Origin of the sequence: Pseudooceanicola aquaeponti (assembly GCF_050897975.1) — a bacterium.
Classification (GTDB): Bacteria; Pseudomonadota; Alphaproteobacteria; order Rhodobacterales; family Rhodobacteraceae; genus Pseudooceanicola.
In genome coordinates, this window is sequence record NZ_JBPAXY010000008.1 from 315,972 (window position 1) to 338,188 (window position 22,217).

11 protein-coding genes are annotated in these 22,217 nt (G+C 69.3%); 3 read left to right on the forward strand and 8 right to left on the reverse strand.

The window, feature by feature from the left end; genetic code table 11:
* Window positions 1-43 precede the first annotated feature (43 nt).
* From ACRARE_RS20520 to ACRARE_RS20530, 3 genes are all read right to left on the reverse strand, one after another.
* Window positions 44-1,426: a hypothetical protein gene (locus ACRARE_RS20520; protein ID WP_432658341.1), complete on the reverse strand. Its 1,383-nt coding sequence runs from the start codon at window positions 1,424-1,426 to the stop codon at window positions 44-46.
* 61 nt (window positions 1,427-1,487) lie between these two features.
* Entirely contained in the window at window positions 1,488-4,049 is a 2,562-nt protein-coding gene (locus tag ACRARE_RS20525; protein WP_432658342.1) for a caspase family protein, read from the reverse strand.
* 127 nt (window positions 4,050-4,176) lie between these two features.
* The gene (locus ACRARE_RS20530) at window positions 4,177-7,491 is read right to left on the reverse strand and encodes a c-type cytochrome (protein ID WP_432658343.1); all 3,315 of its coding nucleotides are present in this window, start codon (window positions 7,489-7,491) and stop codon (window positions 4,177-4,179) included.
* A gap of 552 nt (window positions 7,492-8,043) precedes the next feature.
* Between ACRARE_RS20530 and ACRARE_RS20535 the strand changes: the two genes are divergently transcribed.
* Both ACRARE_RS20535 and ACRARE_RS20540 read left to right on the forward strand, forming a co-directional pair.
* Window positions 8,044-9,903 carry an autotransporter assembly complex protein TamA gene (locus ACRARE_RS20535; RefSeq protein WP_432658344.1) on the forward strand — a complete coding sequence of 620 codons (1,860 nt, stop codon included), beginning with the start codon at window positions 8,044-8,046 and terminating at the stop codon, window positions 9,901-9,903.
* Window positions 9,903-14,072, forward strand: a complete 4,170-nt coding sequence (locus tag ACRARE_RS20540) for a translocation/assembly module TamB domain-containing protein (RefSeq protein ID WP_432658345.1) — start codon at window positions 9,903-9,905, stop codon at window positions 14,070-14,072. The genes ACRARE_RS20535 and ACRARE_RS20540 overlap by 1 nt, the downstream gene beginning before the upstream one ends.
* A 262-nt stretch (window positions 14,073-14,334) precedes the next feature.
* Here the strand turns inward: ACRARE_RS20540 and ACRARE_RS20545 are convergent, their stop codons facing one another.
* Window positions 14,335-15,120, reverse strand: a complete 786-nt coding sequence (locus tag ACRARE_RS20545; RefSeq protein ID WP_432658346.1) for a DUF2189 domain-containing protein — start codon at window positions 15,118-15,120, stop codon at window positions 14,335-14,337.
* 197 nt (window positions 15,121-15,317) lie between these two features.
* Here ACRARE_RS20545 and ACRARE_RS20550 point away from each other — a divergent pair, with 197 nt between their 5' ends.
* The gene (locus ACRARE_RS20550) at window positions 15,318-16,130 is read left to right on the forward strand and encodes a lytic murein transglycosylase (protein ID WP_432658347.1); all 813 of its coding nucleotides are present in this window, start codon (window positions 15,318-15,320) and stop codon (window positions 16,128-16,130) included.
* Window positions 16,131-16,175: 45 nt separating this feature from the next.
* On the opposite strand, the gene ACRARE_RS20555 is transcribed toward ACRARE_RS20550, so the two are convergent.
* The 4 genes from ACRARE_RS20555 to ACRARE_RS20570 all read right to left on the reverse strand — a co-directional run bounded on the left by ACRARE_RS20555 (window position 16,176) and on the right by ACRARE_RS20570 (window position 22,193).
* On the reverse strand, window positions 16,176-16,391 hold the full coding sequence (locus ACRARE_RS20555) for a hypothetical protein (protein WP_432658348.1): 216 nt from the start codon (window positions 16,389-16,391) through the stop codon (window positions 16,176-16,178).
* A 423-nt stretch (window positions 16,392-16,814) separates the two neighbouring features.
* Window positions 16,815-17,936: a peptide chain release factor 2 gene (gene prfB / locus ACRARE_RS20560; RefSeq protein ID WP_432658349.1), complete on the reverse strand. Its 1,122-nt coding sequence runs from the start codon at window positions 17,934-17,936 to the stop codon at window positions 16,815-16,817.
* A 273-nt stretch (window positions 17,937-18,209) separates the two neighbouring features.
* Window positions 18,210-20,741: a penicillin-binding protein 1A gene (locus ACRARE_RS20565; RefSeq protein ID WP_432658350.1), complete on the reverse strand. Its 2,532-nt coding sequence runs from the start codon at window positions 20,739-20,741 to the stop codon at window positions 18,210-18,212.
* 168 nt (window positions 20,742-20,909) lie between these two features.
* Window positions 20,910-22,193, reverse strand: a complete 1,284-nt coding sequence (locus tag ACRARE_RS20570; RefSeq protein WP_432658351.1) for an N-acetylmuramoyl-L-alanine amidase — start codon at window positions 22,191-22,193, stop codon at window positions 20,910-20,912.
* Window positions 22,194-22,217: the final 24 nt, after the last annotated feature.

A 22,217-nucleotide genomic window follows, 5' to 3' on the forward strand; every position in this document is an offset into this window, starting at 1 on the left:
GGGGCCGGGCCGTGGGGTCAGGCGCCGCCTGCCCCCGGCGCCCCTACCACAGCGGGGCGATATCGAGATAGCCCATCAACACATCGACCATGCGCTGCTGCGCCTCTCCGGCGCCGAACTGGGCCTCGATGTTGTAATACTCGCCCAGCCCGTTCATCTTGGTAAAGAACGAGAAGGAACAATCGTTCCGTTCGGGCCGGACGTGTTCATAGATCACGTTGACCCCCTGGGCATGGAAGGCCGCCGTGGCCTTGCGCGAGGCCGCGCTTTGCTCGAAGGGGCGGGTGTCGGCCAGCAGGATGGCGTTATCCTCGTCCGACAGGGCGCCCTGGGGCGCGGGCGTCATCATCCCCGTCATAGAGGCCGAACTACGCCGGGCCGAGATATGGCCGCGCCCGCCCGCGCCGGAATAGCCCTCGTCGTTATTGTGCAGGGTCAGCACCGGGTAGCGGTCGGAAAAGAAGCTGGTGATCGCCTTGGTAAAGCCCGGCGTCGGCTTGGCCGAGATGTCGCGGCAGGTCGCGGCCTCTGACGCGGTCAGGGAAAAGTTGCGGTTCGGATCCTGGCCCTGGAACACCCGGTTCTCGCCCGCCTCGACCGCCACCATCGCCCCGCCGTAGCGGCGCACGGCGTAAAGGGCGCTGTCGAAGGCGGCGTTCTCGTTGTCGTGCAGCACCGCCCAGACCGGCCCGCGCCGGGTCGAGAGGTTGCGCACCACGGTCAGTTGCCAATTGCGGCCATGTTCGGAAAAGCTGTGCCGCGACAGGCAGAGATCGCCGTCTTCGGCGAACTGGGCGGCGTTGCGGCGCACGTCCGGGTCGGGGAAATCCGCCGCCGCCAGGCAGGGCGCGTCGGGGGCGCTGAACCAGGCGGCGGGGGTGGCGGCCAGGCCCTGGGGCCGGGCGCGCGGGCGCAGGGGCGTCACGGCGGCCACGGCCTCGGCGGCGCTCAGGCCCTCGGGCGCCGGGCTCGCGGCCTGCTCTGCGGCCAGGGCTGCCGCCACCGCGCCGTCGCGCCCCGCCTCGGTGGTGGTGGACAGCATCCCCATCACCGAGCGGGCGATCATCCGGCTTTCGGGATCGGGCTGCGCGCCCAGGGGCGCCGGGGTGCTGTCGGCAACCCGGGGCGCCGGCGCGCCGGCGGGGGCTACGGGGGTCTCAGGGGCCTCGGGGGCCGCGCCCCCTGCCCCCGCGCTGCCCGAGGGCGGGCGCAGGCTGCGCGCGGGCGCCAGGCCGCCGCCCTCTTGCGGCACCAGCGAGGCCAGGGGGGCGGTGGCCACCGGCGCAGGCGCCGCCCCTTCCGCCGCCTGGGCGCGCGCGCTGCCCAGTTGCGGCCCGGCCCAGACCGCCGACAGCGGCAGGATCACCCCGCAGGCGATCAGACCCGGAGAGAGGAACTTGGCCAGGGCGGTGCGCAGAATGCTCATTCGTATCTCACTTCACTTCTGTCGAGCGGGGCGTCTGTCGAGTGGGCCGGGAGCCCAGGCCTCAATAGCCGTTCAGGCGGAAATAACCATTGCCGCAATAGCCCGAATACATCGCCGCATTGGCCACATTGCCCTGGATCCAGAAGTCTGTCTTCGACCGGGGCGACAGCCCGTTGCGATCCAGCGAGATATTGCCGCCAAGGTCGATCTGGCCGGTGAAGGTCCGCCCGTCCGACCAGAAGGTAACGGTGCCGTTGTCGACCTGGGCGGTGAAATCGTAGCGGTTCTTGCATTCCACGCTGGGGCTGCGGCGGCCATTGTCGGTATAGCCGCGCTGACCGGCATAGCTGCCGTTGCGCCCGTCCCAGGGGTCGCTGGGCTGGCGGAACTGATCCAGGCCGCCCCCGCCGCTGGCCGGGCGGGCCAGGGCCGCCAGGTCGGTTTGCAGGGCCTCGCGGTGTTCCTCGACCTCGGGGCGGCGGAAATCGTCGCGGCTGGCGCGGGTCAGCCAGCTGTCGGTGCAGGCCACGCCCTTTTCCAGCCTGGCGGCCTCGCTGAGCGAGCCTTCGGCCTGTTGCAGGCAGGAAATCAGCTCGGCCCAGAGGCTTTCGGCATCCGGCGCCGTGCCGCCGCCCGCGCCGATCCGTTCCAGCGCCCCCTGGGCGCGCATGTTGCCGCGTTCCTGGGCGCGGGTGTACCAGACCTGCGCCTGCTCCAGGTTCTGGCCGCCATGCACCCCGGTCTCCCAGGCCTCGCCGATCTGATAGGCCAGGTTGCCGTCCTGAAAGCGGAAGAACAGGATCTCGTAGACATCCGAGGGCGAGAGCTTGCCCGGCTGGCCTTCGGGGAACTGGCGCAGATGGGCCAGCACCTGGCGCGCCTCGCTGGCGCGGTTGATCAGCAGGGAATAGGCATCCATCGCCGCCGAGGGGTTGCCCATCTCGTTTTGCAACTCGATCACCCGGAACAGCGCCCGGCGCTGATCCTCGGCCGAGATGGTCGAGGAATTGGCGGCCCGTTCGTACCAGAACAGCGCCTCGTTCAGGTCGCGTTGCGGCAGCGGGATCTCGGGCGAGGACAGCACGTCGCCCAGTTTCAGCGCCGCGCGGGGCACGGTGCCGGCGGCGAACTTCAGCGCGTCGAGGCCGCGCGCCTGTTCGCCCTGCTCCAGCAGGATCAGGGCGCGGCTGAAGGAAATCGCCCGGCCATCCACCGTATCGGCGGTGGCGGCAATGGCGCAGCTTTGGTCGGCCTCGGCCAGGGTCGCGGCATCGACGGTGGAAAAGACCGAACCCAACCGCGCGGCGGTGGTTTCGCAGCGCACCACATGGGCATTGATCTCGTCCCGGCTCATCTGGCGGCAGGCCTCGGCTTCGGCGGCGCGGGCGGCCTCGGTATGGGCGCTGCCCTCGTGGAAGGTCAGATAGGCGCGGTAGGCGGCGCAGGTGTTCTCGGCCTTGGTCTCTTCCCAGGCCAGCGTGGCGATGCGGGCGTTGATCGCCTCGCGCAGGTCGTCGCATTGGATATAGCGGTCGCGCTCGGCCCGGGCCTGCTCGATGGTGGCGATGGCGTCGATATTGCCGCGAATGGGCGCCGAGGTGCAGACCGCGTCCAGCGCGCCGGGCGCGATCGGCGCGGGCACGCCGCCCGGCCCGGTACAGCCCGGGGCGCCGTTGATATTGGCCACCGCCAGGCAGAATTCGTTACGTTCCGAGCGCGAGTAATCGAGGCCGTTTTCCATCACCGGATTCTGGGAATGCGAGCCGCCCGGCTTGTTGCGGGCCATGCGGGCGACGCTGGATTGCAGCTCTCGGTGCAGGTCCGACAGACGGATCGTGGGGTTGCGCGACAGCTGGGTGACCAGCACCCGGGTATAGACCGACAGGCGCACGTCATCGTCGGTGGACAGGGCCGCCAGCGAGGTCTCGCCGTTGCGGGCGGAATAGAAGATCGCGGTGCCCTCGACCTTGGCCGGCACAAACCCCTGTTCCTGGCCCACGGCCTTGGTCGGATCGGCAGAGGCCAGGGGCGAGTTGCGGCAGGCGTCGTAGAAGACCACCACCCCCTTGGGCCCCGCCGCCTTCACCACCCCCAGGATGTCGCGGTTGAAATTCACCGCGCGGCGCTTGAAGAAGGCCTCGCGGGTGGCGCGTTCGGCCCCCGGCGCGCTGGCGGTCATGTTGACCGGCACGATGTAGTTCGAAGGGTCGCCCTCAAAGGTGATGCCGTGGCCGGAATAGTAGATGACCACCGTAGCGTCGCCATCCAGCTTTTCGGCGAAGAAATAGACCTGATCCTCGATCTCTTGCTTGGTGCCGTCGCCGACCAGCATGATGTTCTCTTCCGGGTAGCCCATGTCGATGAACAGCTTCTGCATCGCCTTGGCGTCCAGCTCGGTCACCGCCAGGTCGCTGATGGCGTCGTCGTCGTAGTTCGAGTTGTAGAGGATCAGCGCGTAGTTGTCGGCGCTGGCCTCGCGGGTGACGGGGCCGGTGACGCGCACCTCGGAGAAGTTCTTGAAGGCCACGTCCTGGGCCATTGCGGCAGGCGCGGGCAGCAGCAGCGCGGCAAGGGCAAGGACAGGCAGCAGCAGAAGGCGGCGGGTGGCAGGCAGCGGGGTCATCCGTCTTTCTCCATGGTCGTCTTGGCCCCGGGCAGGATCCGGGGGCGGGTCGTCATCGCGACGGCGGCAGGGGCGCCGCCGGTCGAACCGGTGGCGCCCCGATGGCAGGTCTGGGATCCGCCCCGCCTCACGGCAGGCAGGATCCGTTGGCATCCAGCGCCGCGCGATCCTCGGCGATGGTGAAGCGCAGGACCGAGGTGATCGGCACCCGGCTGGCCGCCAGCGGATCGGGCTGGCCGCCCTGGGCGGGCGCTAGGGTCTGCTGGGTAACGGTGCTGACCACCTCGGAAAAGTTCTTGGTCTGGGCCGGGCCGGTGCGCTGATACTCTTCCAGCGTTGCCATCAGGTCGGTGCCCAGCTGGTCATAGCTGGTCAGGCCCGGATAGCAGTTCACCGCGATATCAACCCCGGTGGAGGGCGTATGCGATTGCAGCTCGCGCCCGGGCTGGGGCACCTGGCGCACCTCGCCCGGCATCAGGACCGGGTTGCCGATGGCCGCCGGGCTGAGGCGGAAGAAGCTGCCGACCGAGGTGTCGGGATAGATCACGTCCAGCAGGCAGGCCTGATCGGTCTGGACGGTAAAACTGACCCCCTCGCAGACCTTCAGGTGCTGGTTCGCCACGTTGATGGTCAGCCCGGGGCGACCCGCCTTCACTGCGCCGGGGGCGCTGGTGACGGTCTGGCGGTCCTGCGCCACGGGTTTGGGCGCGGGCGGCGGCGCGGGCACATGGGCCGCTGCCGGGGTGGCCTGGGGCGTGACCCCATGGCCCGGCACGTAAGAGGCCAGATGCTGCTGGATCGCCTGGGCGCCAACGCCCGGATGGCCGCGCGGCGTGGTCAGGTAAAGGCCCGCCGCCACCTGTTGCCAGGCCAGTTCCACGTCCAGCCGCTCCACCTCGCCCCGGGTGTCGATCTCGGCCAGCCAGCCCGAGACCCGGGCGAAGGCCTCGCTATGGCGTGGCAGGGTCAGGATGCGCGCCTGGAAGTCCTCCCAGGTCAGGCCGAACTGCGCCGCCAGCAGATCGCGGTCCAGGTTCTCGGCATAGACGCTGGCGGTATGGGTCACGGGTTCCGGGTGGAAACGGCCCGGCCCTTCCATGATGGTCATCTCGGCGCCCGCCCGCGACAGGGCTGTCAGATAGCGGTCGGTATCCTCGGCATAGGCCGCCTCCAGCACATCATCCTCGGGGTGCAGCCGCTGCACCGCCATCAGCGTCAGCGCATCGGCGCCGGTCGCCTCGACCGCCTCGCGCAGGTTGTCGTAGGCCTCGATCGGGCCGCGCGTATGGCAGACCATGCAGGCCTTGCCGTTGGAAATCGTGGTGCCGTAGATCGGGCTGGGATCCTTCAGGAAGACCACCCCCGTGGGCCCCTTGTCGAGGTAACCGCCCGCCGGATCGGTCAGGTAATAGCCCTGCATCCCGTTGGGCAGCGAGAACAGCATCTCGCCCCCGTCTTCCTCGAAATGGGGCGAGTTGGGGAAGGCCGCCGCCGGTCCCAGGGGCGTTTCCTTCAGCCGCCGCGACGGGTCGACGCCACGGTCGAAATCGTAGGAGGTCCAGTAGTAGCCGCCCGCGGGCTGCTCCAGCCGTTCGATCAGGCGGTTGTTCTGGCTGACCGCCGAGGCCCCTTCCAGAAAGCCCGCGCGCATCACGTCGAAATTGCGGATGTCGGCGGTGCGGTCGATGCGCAGCCGGGTGGCCTCCAGCGTGGCGACGTCATCGGGCAGGCCCAGCATGAACTTGTAGGTGAAGGGCAGCCCGGCGTTGGACACGAACCAGTCGCCGCGCATGACGGGCACCTGGGTGCCGGTGATCGCGCTGAGCTGGCGCAGGTTCGGGTCGGCGTTCATCCCCTGCGGGTCCAGCCCGTAGGGATAGGGCCGCGCGGTGGCGATGCCGGGGATCTGGCCCGCGACCAGCACCTCCCACTGGAAGGGGGTCCAGCCGTAGTCGCGGATGTCGGCGACAAAGATCGTCGCCCCCTCGGCGATCGGGGCCACCTGGGTGATGCGCGGCTCCCACGACAGCGAGTTCACCATCTTGTTCAGCGCCGCCACATAGCCCGACAGGTGCTGCATCCGGAAATCATCCATCGGCTGGCAGGGCAGCTGGCCGTTTTCCAGATGGGCGAAAGAGAAGTAACGCAGGAAGGGTCGGTCGAGCTCGTCCTGGGCGATCAGATGTTGCTGCACGGCGGCAAATTCCGAGGCAAAGCCCGCAGGGCTGCGCGAGGCATCGCGCGGCGGGGTCTTCACCTCGGCGGTCAGCAGCTCGGCGTTCACCGCCAGGCTTTCGATCCACTCGGCGATCAGGGCGCGGTCGGCATCGCTGGCCGCCTGGCTTGTGGGCATCCGGTTCAGCGACTTGTAAAGGGCCGAGGCACCCGGGTCGCCCGGCACCACCAGCGAACTGTCGGCGGCGGTTTTCGCGGCCGAGACCAGCGTGGCCTGGGCGGCGGCGGATCCGCCACGGGCGTGGCAGGCCTTGCAGTCGGAATTGAAATAGGCGTCGACCTTGGCCGTCAGGTCCGGCGCGGCGGTCTGCACCAGCGGCGTGGGCGCGGCGCATTCCATCTCGATCACCGGCTTGGGCAGGTCCTGCATATCCGCCAGGTACTGGAAGATCGCCTGCCGGTCGGCCTCGGGCGCCTGGCCCAGCTGGCCCGCAACCCGCGCCATCGACCCCTTGACCGGCGTCGTCAGGTCCAGGCCCATCCCCTGCCCCAGCACGTGATCCACGAAATCCTCGGGCGCCAGGCCCGAGACGGCGCCCCGGGTGATGTCGCCCGCCACTTCGCCCAGCACGGAAATCCCGCCGGTCAGCGCCTGGTCGCCTTGCAGGATAAAGGCCGAGTTGCGCGGCGTGTGGCAGCTGCCGCAGGCGGCGACGTTTTCCACCACATATTGCCCCCAGGCCAGGGGGTCGACCTCGCTGTCGCCCGCGCCGTCATAGCTCGCGGGCTCGAAGGAATAGCGCCAGGGATTCGAGCGTTTCAGCCGGTAGCGCAGGGTCAGTTCGTGATCCTCGCTGGGCCGGTCGGACTTCGGCGCCTCAGCCTTCAGGTATTCGAAAAGGTCGACGACATGCTCGGGCTTCATCCCCGAATAGAACTCATACGGGAACAGCGGCGTGTACTCGCCCCCATCGGGCGACAGGCCATACAGCATGGCGTTGAGGAAATCGGCGCGGGACCAGTCGCCGATCCCCGCCGCGCTGCCGGTGATGTTGGGCACCGAGATCAGGCCGTAATTCGGGCTGTCGATCTTCATTCCCCCCGCCAGCAGCGGGGCCGCCGGATCCAGCACCGCCGCCGGATCCTGGTGGCAGGAGGCGCAGCCGCCCAGCTGGAACAGGCGTTCGCCGCGCGCCCGGTCGGGCTGGTAGCTGTCGAAGGCGCCCGCCGCGAAGGGTTCGGCCTGGGCCAAGGTGGGCGCCAACATCGGAGCCAGCCCGCATAGGACAGTGGCGGCAATGGCCCGCAGGGGCCGGGCGGAGAATTTGGCTTTTGGCATAATCGCACCGGTCAGAATCTGCACTTTCGGGTAGAATAGGCGAAAAAGCGCCATCCCTGAGAGAAGTTTTGCCGAGCTGACAGCTTTTGTCACCCGCCGCGTCAGGGATCACGCCGGTCAAGTCAGGATGTCCTGCCCCGGGCTGCGCATTTGTGCGGCCCCCCGAGCGCGGCGATACAGCCCTTGGTTGCGGATCCGGCCCGGCCCGATACCTCCAGATGGTGCGCGGATCAGAGGCGACTGATGACGCAAACGATACGGGATCGCAGGGACGGGGTTTTCCGCTGGATCGGGGCTGTCGGGACGCGGGAATGCTGGTCATTTACCTTTCGTCGAACTAGCTTGATGGGCGACGCTCTCTGATTGGCTGTCCCGCATTGCTGCCGCCTGCGGGACGCGGGTTTCTGCCCCCCGTTCGCCTGGAAAGCCTCGCTGACGACGACCTGGCCCGATGGGCCTACAGGAAAGGCCCCGCGCCCGATGACGCCTCGCTGCCCCGATGACGCCCCCGCCCTGTCCGCCCGCCCTCGCCGGGCTGCCCGCGCCACCCTGCGTGCCACGCTTTGGGCCACCACGCTTGGCGCCGCGATCCTGGCCCTGCCCCTGCCCGGCGCGCTGTCGGCCGCCGAGGTCTCGGTCAGCGTCGCGGGGGACGAGGATCTGGAAGGGCGGATGCGCGGCGCCTCGCTGGCGGTCTCGGCCCAGGACGAGGGCACGACCGATGCCCAGGAACTGATCGCGGCGGCCCAGGCCGATTACCGGCGCCTGCTGGCCGCGCTTTACGAAGACGGCTATTTCTCCGGCGCGATCTCGATCCGCATCGACGGGCGCGAGGCCTCGACCCTGTCGGTGCTGGACCGCAACGCGCAGGTCAACCGGATCGACATCGCCGTCACTCCCGGCCCCCGTTTCACCTTCGGCACCACCTCGGTGGCCCCCCTGCCCGAGGGCGTCAGCCCGCCCGAGGGTTTCGCCACGGGCGACCCGGCGGGCACCGTGGTCATGCGCCAGGCCGCCCAGGCGGGCCGCAATGCCTGGGCCGAGCGTGGCCATGCCAAGGCCGCCATCACCGATCAGCGGATCGTGGCCAACCACGCCGAGCGCCGCGTCGATGCCGCCTTCACCCTGGACCCCGGCCCGCGTCTGACCTTCGGCCCGACCCGCCTGTCGGAAACCTCGCAACTGAGCCGCGTGCGCCCCGAGCGGATCCGCGCCATCGCCGGGATCCCCGAGGGCGAGGTCTATGCCCCTTCGGAAATCGCCCGCGCCGAGACCCGGCTGCGCACCGCAGGCGCCTTTGCCAGCGCCGTGGTGACCGAGGCCGAAGAGATCGGGCCCAACAACACCCTGCCCATGACGTTGGAGGTCGAGGACGCCAAGCCCCGCCGCCTGGGCGCGGGGGTGGAATATTCCTCGGTCGACGGTCTGACCCTGTCGGGCTACTGGCTGCACCGCAATATCACCGGCGCCGCCGACCGGCTGCGTTTTGACGCCGAGGTGGCGGGCATCGGTGGTGAAACCGGCGGCATCGACTATGCCCTGGGCGCCACCTATACCTTCCCCGCCTTCCTCAGCCCCGACCGCAGCCTGATCTTCGGCCTCGACCTGGCGCGCGAGGATGAGCCGAACTACATCTCGACCTTCGCCGAGGCCTCGGTGGGCGTCGATCGCTACCTGACCGAGACCCTGTCGGCCAACTACGAGCTGGGCTTCCGCATCTCGGAAACCGAAGATGCGAACGGCACCCGCGATTTTACCCATCTGCTGCTGACCGGCGGGCTGACCTGGGACAATCGCGACAGCGCCACCAACCCCACAGACGGCGCCTATGCCGAGGTAACGGCAATGCCCTTCCTAGGGCTGTCGGACACCGAAAGCGGCGTGCTGGGCACTGCCGACCTGCGCGGCTATCGCGGCTTTTCTGATGGCCGCTTCGTGCTGGCGGCCCGCGTCCAGATGGGCGTGGTGGCCGGCCCCGAGATCGACGAGGTGCCCGCCGACTGGCTGTTCTGGTCGGGCGGCGGCGACACGGTGCGCGGCCAGGGCTACCAGTCCCTGGGCGTCGGCTCTGGCGACACCGCCACCGGCGGGCGCGGCTTTGCCGCCGTCTCGACCGAACTGCGGGCGCGCATCGGCGAAAGCTGGGGCGCGGCGGCCTTCGTCGATTATGGCTATGTCTCGGCCGATCCCGATTTCTCGGGCGGCGAATGGCACGGCGGCGCCGGGGTCGGCGTGCGCTACTACACCTCCATCGGGCCGATCCGCGCCGACCTGGCCGTGCCGGTCACCGGCGCGACGGATTCGGTCTCGGTCTATGTCGGAATTGGACAGAGCTTCTGATGCGTTTTTCCCGCTCCCTCGCGCTGGCCACCTGCGCCACCCTCGCCCTGACGCCCGCCGCCGCCCAGCAGACCCCTTCGGCCGAGGACGACGGCGAGGGCTTCCTGACCCGCACCCTGCAAAACGCCCTGTCGTCGGACGGGATGGTTGTGGACATCACCGGGTTTGAGGGCGCCCTGTCGTCGCAGGCGACGATGCAGCGCCTGACCATCGCCGATGAGAACGGGATCTGGCTGGACCTGGAAGGCGCCACGCTGGACTGGAACCGCGGCGCCCTGCTGCGCGGGCGGCTGGACGTGAACACCCTGCGCGCCGACAGTATCACCCTGACCCGCCTGCCCGAAAGCGAGCCCGCCGCGCCCTCGCCCGAGGCCTCGGGCTTTGCCATTCCCGACCTGCCCGTGGCGATTGCCATCGGCGAACTGGCCATCGACCGTTTCGCCATGGGCGAGGCGGTGGTGGGCCAGGCGGCCGAACTGTCGCTGAACGGTGCCGCCAGCCTGGCTTCGGGCGCCCTGGCCACCGATCTGGCGATCAACCGGCTGGACCGGCCCGGCCAGATCGCCATCGCCGCCGATTACGCCCCCGAAAACGAACGGCTGGCCGTGGACATCCGCGCCAATGAACCCCAGGGGGGCCTTGTTGCCTCGCTGATGAACCTGCCCGGCACGCCCTCGGTGGATCTGACCGTGGCAGGCACCGGCCCGCTGGACGATTACACCGCCGACCTGCTGCTGTTGACCGATGGCGAAGAACGGCTGACCGGCCAGGTGGCCCTGCGCGGCCGCGACGATGGCGGGCGCGAGTTCACCGCCGATCTGGGCGGCGACCTGACCGCCCTGCTGGCGCCCGACTATCGCGACTTCCTGGGCACCGACATCGGCCTGACCGCCACCGGCACCGCCGGCGCCGATGGCGCGCTGGATCTGCAACTCTTCCGCCTGCGCTCGGCCTCGGTGAACCTGGAAGGGCGGCTGGCCCTGGATGCCGAGGGCAGCCCGCAAAGCTTTGACCTGCAAGGGCTGCTGGCCGCCCCCGATGGCGCCGAGCGGCTGGATCTGCCCATGGGCGAGGGTCTGTCTCTGGCCTCGGGTCGGCTGTCGGCCAGCTTCGACCGCGACAGTTCCAACCAGATGGAGGCACGGCTCGAGGCCGAGGCGGCCCGCGCCACCGGCTTTTCCGCCGAGGCGCTGAGCCTGACCCTGTCGGGGCCGCTGCGCCAGGGGCGCGCCAGCGACCTGGCCCTGGCGCTGGACGCTTCGGGCCTCTCGGCAGAGGACGCCGCCGTGGCCCAGGCCCTGGGCGACCGCATCACCGGCGCCGCCGACATCACCTTCGGCGACGGGCCGGTCAGCATCGAAAACCTGGTGGTCGAAGGCCCCGCCCTGCGCCTGACCGGCGCGGCGCGCTATGACGGCACCACCGAGGCGGGTGAACAGGCAGGCCTGACGGTCGAGGCGGGCGCCCAGGTCGCGGACCTGGCGGCCTTCGCCTCTCTCTCGGGGCTGGACCTGGCGGGCCAGGCCGACCTGACTGTCAACGCCCAGATGCAGTTGCCCGCGGGCACCGGGCGGATCACGGCAGAAGGCACGGGCCGGAACCTGGCCACCGGCATTCCCCAGGCCGACGCCCTGCTGGCCTCACCCGCCACCTTGGCGCTGGACCTGACCCGCGACGAGACCGGCATCACCCTGTCGGACCTGGCGATCGGCACCGACGAGATGTCCCTGACCGGCGAAGGCCGCCTGGCCTCGGACGACGGCCAGATCACCTATGAGCTGGCCCTGGCCGATGCCAACCTGCTGACCGGGGTGGCGGGCGATCCCGCCCCCTTCACCGTTGCGGGGGCGGTCAGCCAGACGGCGCAGGCGATGACCCTGACCGCCCAGGGCGGCGGCGACCGCCTGGCCCTTGGCATCGACGCCCTGGACGATCTTCTGGCCTCTGGCCTGACGCTGGATGCGCTGGTCACCCTGCCGGGCGAGGGCGCGCCGCGCATCGACCGCGCCCGGATCGAAAACGACGCCCTGCGCCTGACCGCCTCGGGGCCGCTGGCCGGGACCGACAGCGATATGGCGCTGGACTTCGGCGCCTGGCTGGCCAATTCCGCCACCTTCACCGGCGGCCAGGCGGGTCCGCTGGAACTGACGGGCCGCCTGACCAGCGCAGGCGAAGAACTGCGCGCCACTCTGTCGGGCGGCGGCGAGCGCATCGGGACCGGGATCGCGGCGGTGGACAACCTGCTGACCGGCCCCACACGACTGGACGCGGATGTGACCCTGGCAGGCGAGCGGATCACCGTCACCCGCGCCCAGCTGGACGCCGGCGGGCTGGACCTGACGGCCCAGGGCACCGTCGCGGGCGCCGACACCGGCCTTGACGTGGCGCTGCGCCTGCCCAATTCCGCCGCCCCCCTTGGCGCCTCTGCCGGTCCGCTGGAGCTGACCGCCCGGGTCACCGGCGCGGCCAGTGGCGCCTACCGGATCGAGGCGCAGGGCGCGGGCCGCGATATCGGCATCGGCAACCCGCAGCTCGACGCCCTCTTTGCGGGCGACACCACCCTGTCGGCCCTGGTCACGCTGACGCCTGCGGGCGTGGTGCAGATCGAAACGGCCCAGGTCGCCTCCACCGCGCTGGACGCCTCGGCCTCGGGCCAGGTGGCGGGCAGCGAGATCACCCTGGAGTTCTCTGCCGGGCTCGACAACGTGGCACGGCTGGCCGAGGGCTTTGCCGGGCCGCTGACCGTCACTGGCCGCGTGGCGCCGGGCGCCGAGGGCGCCTTGCAGGTCAATGCCCAGGCCTCGGGTCCCGCAGGCTCGGCCGCCACGCTTGCGGGCCTGGTGGCCCGCCCCGATGGCAGCGTCGACATCACCCTGACCGGCTCGGCCCCGCTGGGGCTGGCAAATCCCTTCCTCGCGCCGCGCTCGGTCTCGGGCCTGGCACGGTTCGACCTTGCGGTGACGGGCCAGCCAGCGCTGTCCTCTGTCTCGGGGCAGATCACCCTGTCCGACGGTCGGCTGATCGCCCCCAGCCTCAGCCAGGTGATCGAGGGGATCGGCGGCACGGTGCAACTGGCGGGCGGTCAGGCGCGGCTTGACCTGTCGGCGCGTCCCGCCGAGGGCGGGCGGCTGACTGTGGCGGGCCCCCTGGCCCTGTCGGCGCCCTATACTGCAGGCCTCGACATCGGCATCGACGGGGTGGTCTTCACCCAGGCGGGGCTGCTGACCACGGTGCTGAACGGTGCGCTGGACGTCTCGGGCCCGCTGACCGGCAACGGGTCGATCTCGGGCCGCATCGGCCTGACGGACACCGAGGTGCGCGTGCCCTCGGGCGGCTTCGGCGGCCAGGAAGCGATCCCCGAGATGACCCATGTGGCCGAACCGGCGGCCAGCCAGGTGACCCGCGCCCGCGCCGGGCTGACGGGCGAGAACGACGGCGCCTCTGTGGTGACGTCGGGCGGCGGTGCCTCGGGGGGGCTGGGCCTCGACATCCGGGTGGTGACCGATACCTCGGTCTTCATCCGGGGCCGTGGTCTGGATGCGGAACTGCGCGGCGATCTGACCGTGGCGGGCACCACCGCCGACCCGCGCCCGGTGGGCCAGTTCGATCTGGTGCGCGGCCGCCTGGCGATCCTGACCAAACGGCTGGACCTGTCCGAAGGCCAGCTGCGCCTGGCGGGCGGCTTCGAACCGATCCTGCATTTCGTCGCCAGCTCGCAATCGGGCAGCTACATCTACCAGATCGGCATCGACGGCACCGCCTCGGAACCCGAGATCACCTTCTCCTCCAACCCCGGCCTGCCCGAGGACGAGATCCTGTCGCGGCTCTTCTTCGACCGCCCCCTGTCAGAGCTTTCGGCGGTGCAGGCGGCCCAGCTGGCGGCGGCGGTGGCCACCCTGACCGGCCAAGGCGGCGGCGGCACCCTGAACCGGCTGCGCGAAAGCACCGGGCTGGACAATCTCGACGTGGCCACCGACGCCGACGGCTCGGCCTCGGTCACGGCGGGCAAGTACCTCAGCGAGAACATCTATACCGAGACCGAGGTGACCGCCGAGGGCCAGACCTCGCTGTCGATCAACCTCGACCTGACGGACAATATCCGTGCCAAGGGCTCTTTCGACACCACCGGCGATACCGGGCTGGGGGTCTTCTTCGAGAAGGATTACTGAGGCGTCGCGCAGGGCCCCGAGGGGGCAAAGGGGGCGCTGCCCCCGTCCGCCTACGGCGAACTCCCCCGGAGTATTTCCGGCAATCGGATAAAAGCGGGGCCCGCCTGCCCCCGGCGCGCCCTGCCCCGGGCGGCGCGCCGTCCCCCCTCTTCTCGTTTGCCAAAAATATCCCGGGGGGGAATTGAGCCCGGCACGGGCTCAAGGGGGGCAGAGCCCCTCCTTTACGTGTCGCGCTGCGCGCGACGGCGCATAGCCCCTTTCCTCAGCCCTCGCCCGCGATCTGGTCGTAAAGGTGCCAGGTGGCGTGCCCCAGAAGCGGCAGCACCAGGAAAAGACCCAGGAACCCGGGCACAAGCGCCAGAAAGGTCACCACGGCGATGAACCCCGCCCAGGTCAGCATCGGGCCGGGACTGGCGGTGACCGTGGCAAAGCTGGTGATCATCGCGGTGACGAAATCCACCTCGCGGTCCAGCAGCAGCGGCAGGGCGATCACCGTGATCATGTAAAGCAGCAGGGCGAAGCCCGCCCCGACGACCGAGCCGAAGCCCAGCATCATCAGACCTTCGGGGGCCAGGAAAACCTCCATCGAGCTGGAGACATTGGTCATCACCGACAGGCCCAGGAACAGGGCAAAGATCATGTGGCCCAGGAAGAACCAGAACAGCAGCAGGAAGATGATGATGGCGCAGATCGAGGGCAGCTGGCGGCGCGACTGGCGCAGCACCACCGTCAGGATCGCCCGCCGGTCCAGCGGCTGGCCCCGTTCCAGGCGCCGCGACACCTCGTAAAGGCCCACGGCCGCGAAGGGCCCGGCCAGGGGAAAGGACAGCGCCGCGAAGATCAGCCAGTAGCTTTGGCCGGTGGCCAGGGTCACCCAGGCCAGGGCCCAGCCGATCACCACATAGACCCCGGCGAAGAACAGCCCCCAAAGGGGCGCGCGGCGCAGGTCCGCCCAGCCCCGGCGCAGCGCCTCGCGCAGCATCTCCGGGCGCACCGGGCGCAGCTGCGGCACCCCCTCGCGGGGCGCCTCCTCGATCATGGTCTCCATCCCGCTCTCCTCCCTCTGCGGCCCCTTGGTCTGCGCCACGACCCTCCCCGGTCGCCTCCCCGGCGCGGGATCAGGATGCAGCGGGCGGGCCCCGGCGATCAAGCGCTTCCTCGCCCCTGGCTGCCCCCTCTTGCCCGGAGGCCGCGCGCGCCCTAGGCTCTGCGGCGCGCCTTCCGCAGATTTCAGCAGGTATTTTCATGACCCATTTGTCCCCTTTCCGCCGCCTCGGCCTGGCCCTTGCCGGATGCCTTGCCCTGGCCAGCCCGCTGGCCGCCGCCCCCTGTGGCGATACCTCGGCAGGTTTCGCCACCTGGAAGGCCGCCTTTGCCGAAGAGGCCCGCGCGGCGGGTATCGGCGCGGCGGGCCTGGCCGCCCTGGCGGCCACGCAGTATTCCCACGGCACCATCGGCGCCGACCGCAAGCAGACCGGCGTGCGCTACAGCTTCGAGGATTTCAAACGCATTCGCGGCGTCGACTACATCGCCACCCTGGGGGCCAAGCGCCGCGCCCGCGATGCCACCTTCTACGACTGGCTCGAGGCCACCTATGGCGTGCCCGCCGGGATCGTCATCGCCATTCACGGCATGGAAAGCGGCTTTGGCCAATTCTTCGGCAAATACCCGGTGATCTCGTCCAATGCGACGGTGGCCTATGACTGCCGCCGGTCGGAATTCTTTACCGCCCATCTTCTGGCGGCGCTGGAAATGGTCGATCGCGGCTGGCTGCCCGCCAATGCTATTGGCGCCGCCCATGGCGAAATCGGCCATACGCAATTCCTGGCGGGCAATGTGTTGAAATACGGCGCGGACGGCAATGGCGACGGGCGGATCAATCTTTACGATGCCCCCGATGCCCTGGCCTCGACGGCCAATTACCTGAAAGGACATGGCTGGAAACCCGGCCAGCCCTATGGCGAAGGCACGGCGAATTTCCGGGTGCTGAACGACTGGAACGCGGCGACGGTCTATCAACAGGCCATCGCCTATGCCGCCGCACGGATCGACGGCTAGAGGGCCTGGGCGCGCCGGTCCCGCCTGCTGCGGCGAGCCCGGCGATCAGCCGTGGGCCAGCACCTGGCTCAGCCGGTCCTCGGTCTCGGCCAGGATCTCTTCGGCCTCGCCCATGTCGTGATGGGCCGCATAGGCCCGCAGATCCGCGACCACGTCCAGCATCCAGCGCGATCCGCTGACGCTGCCCTTGGGAAAGGACCGGGTCCAACCCGTCGGCGCCCCTGACCCGAAGGGCCCCCTGATCAATACCTTTTGTGTCATTGCCCCACCTTTCTGGTAACCCTCGGGCGACGACGGTCCCGAAACAGACCGACCGCACCCGCACACAAGCAAACAAGCGAACATTCACATGCGCCGCCCCGGGCACGGGGTCCCGCAGCGCATCGGGCCTCTTGGCGTGGCGGTGTCGCAAAATCAAACGAATTTCACCGCACACAGGCAAAGACTAGCCGATGCGACGGTTTCCTGCGTGCGACGAATGCGCCGAGAACGAAAAAGTGAGGGTTTCGGGCCGTTGAGACAGATAATTTCTGGATTGGCGCCGGAATTTGATCAGACCCGAATGGTCAATTTCCGGTCAATCCCAATGCATGGAATTGAGATTCGCAACTGTTACCGCCAGGTCAGCGGAATGGAACGGCGCCCCCTTCCCGGCCCAATTCGGTGCCAAGGGGCGCCCGGCCGTTACTCGCCCGCAGCCTCGGCGCGGCTCTTGCCCGCGACGTTCTGCGCCAGGGTGGCGGCCATGAACCCGTCCAGCGCGCCATCCAGCACCCCCGAGGTGTCCGAGGTCTCGTGGTTGGTGCGCAGGTCCTTGACCATCTGGTAGGGCTGCAAGACGTAGGACCGGATCTGGTTGCCCCAGCCCGCGCTGCCCTTGTTCTCATGCGCCTCGTTGATCGCCGCGTTCCGGCGGTCCAGCTCCAGCTGGTAGAGGCGCGATTTCAGCGCCTTCATGGCGATGTCGCGGTTCTGGTGCTGCGACTTCTCGGAAGAGGTCACGACAATGCCGGTCGGGTGGTGGGTGATCCGCACCGCCGAGTCGGTGGTGTTGACGTGCTGACCACCCGCGCCGGACGAACGGTAGGTGTCGATACGGATATCGGCGGGGTTCACCTCGATGTCGATATTGTCGTCGACCACCGGATAGACCCAGACAGAGGCGAAACTGGTCTCGCGGGTGCCCTTGCCGAAGGGCGAGATGCGCACCAGCCGGTGCACGCCGCTTTCCGACTTCAGCCAGCCATAGGCGTTATGGCCGGAAATCTTGTAGGCGCAGGATTTGATCCCCGCCTCGGCGCCCGCTTCCTCGGATTGCAGCTCTACCTTGTAGCCGCGCTTCTCGGCCCAGCGGACATACATCCGTTGCAGCATCGAGGCCCAGTCGCAGGCCTCGGTGCCGCCGGCGCCGGCGTTGATCTCCAGGAAGGTGTCATTGGCGTCGGCCTCGCCGTTCAGCAGCGCTTCCAGCTCCTTCTCGGCGGCACGCGCCTTCAGCGCGCGCAACGCCTCCTCGGCCTCGGCGACGACCTCGTCATCCTCTTCCATCTCACCCAGCTCGATCAGCTCGACATTGTCGCGCAGCTCCTGTTGCAGGGCGTTATGGGTGTCGATGGCATCTACCAGCGCCTGGCGGTCCTTCATCAGGGCCTGGGCCTTGGCCGGATCGTCCCAGAGGTTGGGATCCTCGACCCGGGCATTGAACTCTTCCAGCCGGTGCTGGGCCGTCTCCCAATCCACCCGCTGGCGCAGCAGCTCCAGGGATTTCTCGATCTCGGTAACGGTGTTCTGTGCCTCGGCGCGCATCGTGGTTCCTTACTGGCAGGTCTGAGCCCGGGGTTTATCCCATGCCCCGTGCCGGAACAAGGGCGCCCGCAGCCCCGCCCGCGCCCATCAGGCCGCCCCCATGACGAGACAGAGACGCCTCACCTCAGGGGCCCGGACGCCACGCCCGCCGCCACGCGCCCCGCCCCCTCTTCTCATTGCCAAAAATATCCCGGGGGGAATTGAGCCCGCGAGGGCTCAAGGGGGGCAGAGCCCCCGCCCCCTCTCCATGTCACGTTCAGCCCCGCCAAAGGCTCAGTACAGCCCGCCCGAGGACAGCGTGCCGAAGCCCGCGTTCGGCCCCACCGTGGCGGTTTCCCCGGTCGAGGTGGTCACCTGGCGCTGCGCCTGGGTCTGGGCCTCTGCGGCGCCATCAAACAGCGGCAGGTCCGAGCCCATGGCGAAGCCACCATCGTAGAAGATGCCGAAGATCGGCTCTTCGCCGTCGCGGAAATACTCGGCCACCACATTGGCGCCGGAGGCCTCCTGCGGCAGGCGCGCGCCGGTGTAGCGGTCGATCTTGATGAAATGGCCGCCCTCGGGAAGATTGAACGGGCCCCCGCCGAACTTCTTCACCGCCTCGGTCATGAACTCCTGGAACACCGGACCGCAGAGCGTGCCGCCATAGCCGCGCCCGCCCAGCATCGGCCGGGGGGTGTCATAGCCGATATAGCAGCCCGCCACGATGTTCGAGGTGAAGCCGACGAACCAGGCGTCGCGGGCGTCGTTCGAGGTGCCGGTCTTGCCCGCCGTGGGCACCGGCAGGTTGACCACGCTCGAGGCCGTGCCGCGCTGCACCACGCCCTGCATCATCGAGGTCAGCTGATAGGCGGTGATCGCGTCCATCACCCGTTGCCGGTTGGGCAGGATGCGCGGGCTCTGGCTGGGCGGCAGGGCCAGATCTTCGCATTCCACGCAGATCCGCTGGTCGTGGCGATAGATCGTCTTGCCGTAGCGGTCCTGCACCCGGTCCACCAGGGTGGGTTCCACCCGCTCGCCGCCGTTGGCGAACATCGCATAGGCCGCGACCATGCGGTACAGCGTCGTCTCTTCCGCCCCCAGCGAGTTGGCCAGATAGGGCCCCATCTCGTCATAGACGCCGAAGCGTTCGGCATATTGCGCCACCGTGTCCATGCCCACCTCGCGCGCCAGGCGGATGGTCATCAGGTTCCGCGACATCTCGATACCGGTGCGCAGGGGCGTCGGCCCGTAGAACTTGTTGGACGAGTTCTTGGGCCGCCAGATCCCCTCGCCGGTGTCGATCTCGATCGGCGCGTCGATGACGATCGTGGCGGGGGTATAGCCGCTGTCCAGCGCCGAGGCATAGACGAAGGGCTTGAAGCTGGAGCCGGGCTGGCGCCGCGCCTGGGTGGCACGGTTGAAGACCGAATCCTGATAGCTGAAGCCGCCCTGCATGGCGATCACCCGGCCGTTGTTCACGTCCATCGCCATGAAGCCGCCCTGCACCTCGGGCACCTGGCGCAGGGACCAGTGATCGAAGGCGCCAGAACTGGCCTTGGCCTCGCGCACCAGCACCACGTCGCCGACCTCGAAATTGTCGAAGAAATCGCCCTTCAGCCACTGGATGTCGCTGCGCGGCACGTCCGCGCCGCGTGGGTCGTCCAGCGCCACATCCTCGATCCCCAGGGTCAGGCTTTGCGCCGCAACCTCGCGCACGACCGCCGGGATCCATGGACCGCCCAGGTCGATGTCGCGCGGCACCTCGGCCTCGGCCAGGGCGGCGCGCCAGGCCTCTTCGCTGCCCAGCTGATCGGCGGCGATCACCGCCTCGGTGCCCCGCCAGACGCCCAGGGTGCGGTCGAACTCTTCCAGCTTGTGGCGCAGGGCGCGGGCCGCCACCTCCTGCATCTCGGGATCGACCGTGGCGCGCACGGTGAAACCGCCCGAGAAGAATTCCTCTTCGCCGAAGTCCTGCGACAGCTGGCGGCGGATCTCGTCGGTGAAATAATCACGCGGCGGCAGCTGTTTGCGGAAGGGTTCGAAATCGCCCCCCTGGACCGACTGGATCGGGGTGGCCATCGCCTCTTCATAGGCGGCCTGGTCAATATAGCCGTTCTGCACCATCTCGCCCAACACGTAGTCGCGGCGTTCGTGCAGGCGCGCCTCGCGGCGCACCGGGTGGTAATCGCTGGGCGCCTTGGGCATCGAGGCCAGCATCGCCGCCTCGGCCGGGGTCAGATCGGCCAGGGACTTGTTGAAATAGGTCCGCGCGGCGGCGGTCACCCCGTAAGAGTTCTGGCCCAGGAAGATCTCGTTCAGGTAGATCCCCAGGATCTCGTCCTTGGGCAGGCTTTCCACCAGGCGCGAGGCCAGGATCACCTCTTTCACCTTGCGCTCGATCTTGCGGTCACCGCTGAGGAACATGTTCTTGGCGACCTGCTGCGGGATGGTCGAGGCCCCGCGCACCGATTGCCCGCCCGAGCGGACGGCCTCGACCACCGCGGCGGCGATGGCGCGGATGTCATAGCCCGCGTGGGTGTAAAAATTCTTGTCCTCGGCCGAGATGAAAGCGAATTTCACCAGGTCCGGGATCTCGTCCGTGGGGGTGTAAAGGCGCCGTTCGCGGGCGAATTCGTCGATCAGCTGGCCCTCGCCGGAATAGATCCGGCTGATGGATTTCGGCTGATAGCGCGCCAGGGCCTCATGGCTGGGCAGATCCCGGCCATAGACCCAGAAGATCGCGCCCACCGACAGGGCCACCATCGCGATACCGGCGGTCACCAGGGTGAAAATACCGCCGAAGAAGGAAAGTACGAATCTGATCACGCGCCCGGGCCTCTCTGATTAGGCCCGACCATATAGACCCGGGGCCCGCAGCGGTCAAAACACATCCCTGCAAGGGCCCGGCACCGGCGGCGGGGCGCCTTTGCCTTGCCAGGCGGGGCGGTGGCCCGGCCCGCGCCCCGGCGAAACAGCGCCCCGGGGGCGCCGCCCTTACTTCAGGCGCAGCGGCGCCAGGGTGTCATCGGCGATCTTCCAGGCCAGGATGCCGTCGCGCACGGCGGCGGCCAGGCGGGCGCGGAAGGCGGGATCGGTCAGGTTCTCGCGGTCGCGCTGCGACGAGATGAAGCCCGTTTCGACCAGCACCGAGGGCACATCGGGCGCCTTCAGCACCGAATAGCCCGCCGAGCGGCGCGGCCGGGTGTTCAGCGGCAGCCCCTCGACCCGCAGGGCACCGACGATGGCATCGGCCAATTGCTCGCTGCGCGGCTGCGTCTCGGCCCGGGCCAGGTCCATCAGCACCCCCGCCACCTGGTCGTCGCTGTCGCTGAGGTCGATACCCGCCAGCAGGTCGGCACGGTCATGGCGTTCCGCCAGCAGGCGGCTGGCCTCGTCGCTGGCCGAGCGCGCCAGGGTATGCACCGTGGTCCCAAGCGCCCGCCCCGAGGGCAGCGCATCGGCATGAAGCGAGACGAACAGATCGGCCTCCAGCGCGTGGGCCATGGCCACCCGCCCCTCGAGGCTGACGAAAGTGTCGCTGTCGCGGGTCAGATAGACCTCGGCCCCGGCGCGGCGCAGCGCCTCGCGCAGTTCCCGGGCGAAGGTCAGCATCAGGTCGGCCTCGACCACGCCCTCGCGCTCGGCGCCCGGGTCGATGCCGCCATGGCCCGGGTCCAACAGGATGCGCAGCGGCCCGTCGGGGGCGCGCGGCGGCGCCTCTGGCATCAGCACCGGGCCGGTCTCGACGCCCCAGCCCGGCGTTTCCGGCAGGCCTGACAGCAGGGCGAAGGCCTGGGGCGTCACCGGGCGAAAGCGCGCCGTCAGCCGGGCGCGGCCACTGTCGGGGGTGATGCGCATCTCGGCCTCTTCCAGGGCCAGGGGCGCGGTCAGGTCGATCACCATGCGCGACCAGCCGGGGCGGAACTGGCCCATGCGCAGCCCCGAGGCGAGGTCGGAATTCAGCAGCACCTTGGGGTCCACCCCGCGCCAGTCCACCTCGCGGAAGTCCAGCACGATGCGGCGCGGATCCTCCAGGGTGAAGATGCGGTAGGGTACGCCCTGGCTCAGCTCCAGGCGCAGATCCAGCGTGCCGCGCCGGTCGCGGATTTCGCTTTGGCCGGGCAGCAGGGTGGCGCGGCCGGTGAAGTCCTGCGCACGGACGGCGGGGCCCGGAATCACCATGGCGGCCAGGAACAACGCGGTCAGCGCGGCACGGATCCGCCCCTGCCACAGGGGGATCCGGCGCGGGGCGCCCGCGCCCTGTGTTGTCGTTGTCATGCACCCACCTCGTCTGCTCGGCCC

What these genes read in the sequence shown, in the direction of transcription:
- ACRARE_RS20570 (WP_432658351.1), bottom strand. Translation starts at nt 22,193, where the DNA reads ATGACAACGACAACACAGGGCGCGGGCGCCCCGCGCCGGATCCCCCTG.
- ACRARE_RS20545 (WP_432658346.1), bottom strand. Translation starts at nt 15,120, where the DNA reads ATGGAGACCATGATCGAGGAGGCGCCCCGCGAGGGGGTGCCGCAGCTG.
- ACRARE_RS20520 (WP_432658341.1), bottom strand. Translation starts at nt 1,426, where the DNA reads ATGAGCATTCTGCGCACCGCCCTGGCCAAGTTCCTCTCTCCGGGTCTG.
- ACRARE_RS20530 (WP_432658343.1), bottom strand. Translation starts at nt 7,491, where the DNA reads ATGTTGGCGCCCACCTTGGCCCAGGCCGAACCCTTCGCGGCGGGCGCC.
- ACRARE_RS20550 (WP_432658347.1), top strand. Translation starts at nt 15,318, where the DNA reads ATGACCCATTTGTCCCCTTTCCGCCGCCTCGGCCTGGCCCTTGCCGGA.
- ACRARE_RS20525 (WP_432658342.1), bottom strand. Translation starts at nt 4,049, where the DNA reads ATGACCCCGCTGCCTGCCACCCGCCGCCTTCTGCTGCTGCCTGTCCTT.
- ACRARE_RS20555 (WP_432658348.1), bottom strand. Translation starts at nt 16,391, where the DNA reads ATGACACAAAAGGTATTGATCAGGGGGCCCTTCGGGTCAGGGGCGCCG.
- ACRARE_RS20535 (WP_432658344.1), top strand. Translation starts at nt 8,044, where the DNA reads ATGACGCCTCGCTGCCCCGATGACGCCCCCGCCCTGTCCGCCCGCCCT.
- ACRARE_RS20540 (WP_432658345.1), top strand. Translation starts at nt 9,903, where the DNA reads ATGCGTTTTTCCCGCTCCCTCGCGCTGGCCACCTGCGCCACCCTCGCC.
- prfB (WP_432658349.1), bottom strand. Translation starts at nt 17,936, where the DNA reads ATGCGCGCCGAGGCACAGAACACCGTTACCGAGATCGAGAAATCCCTG.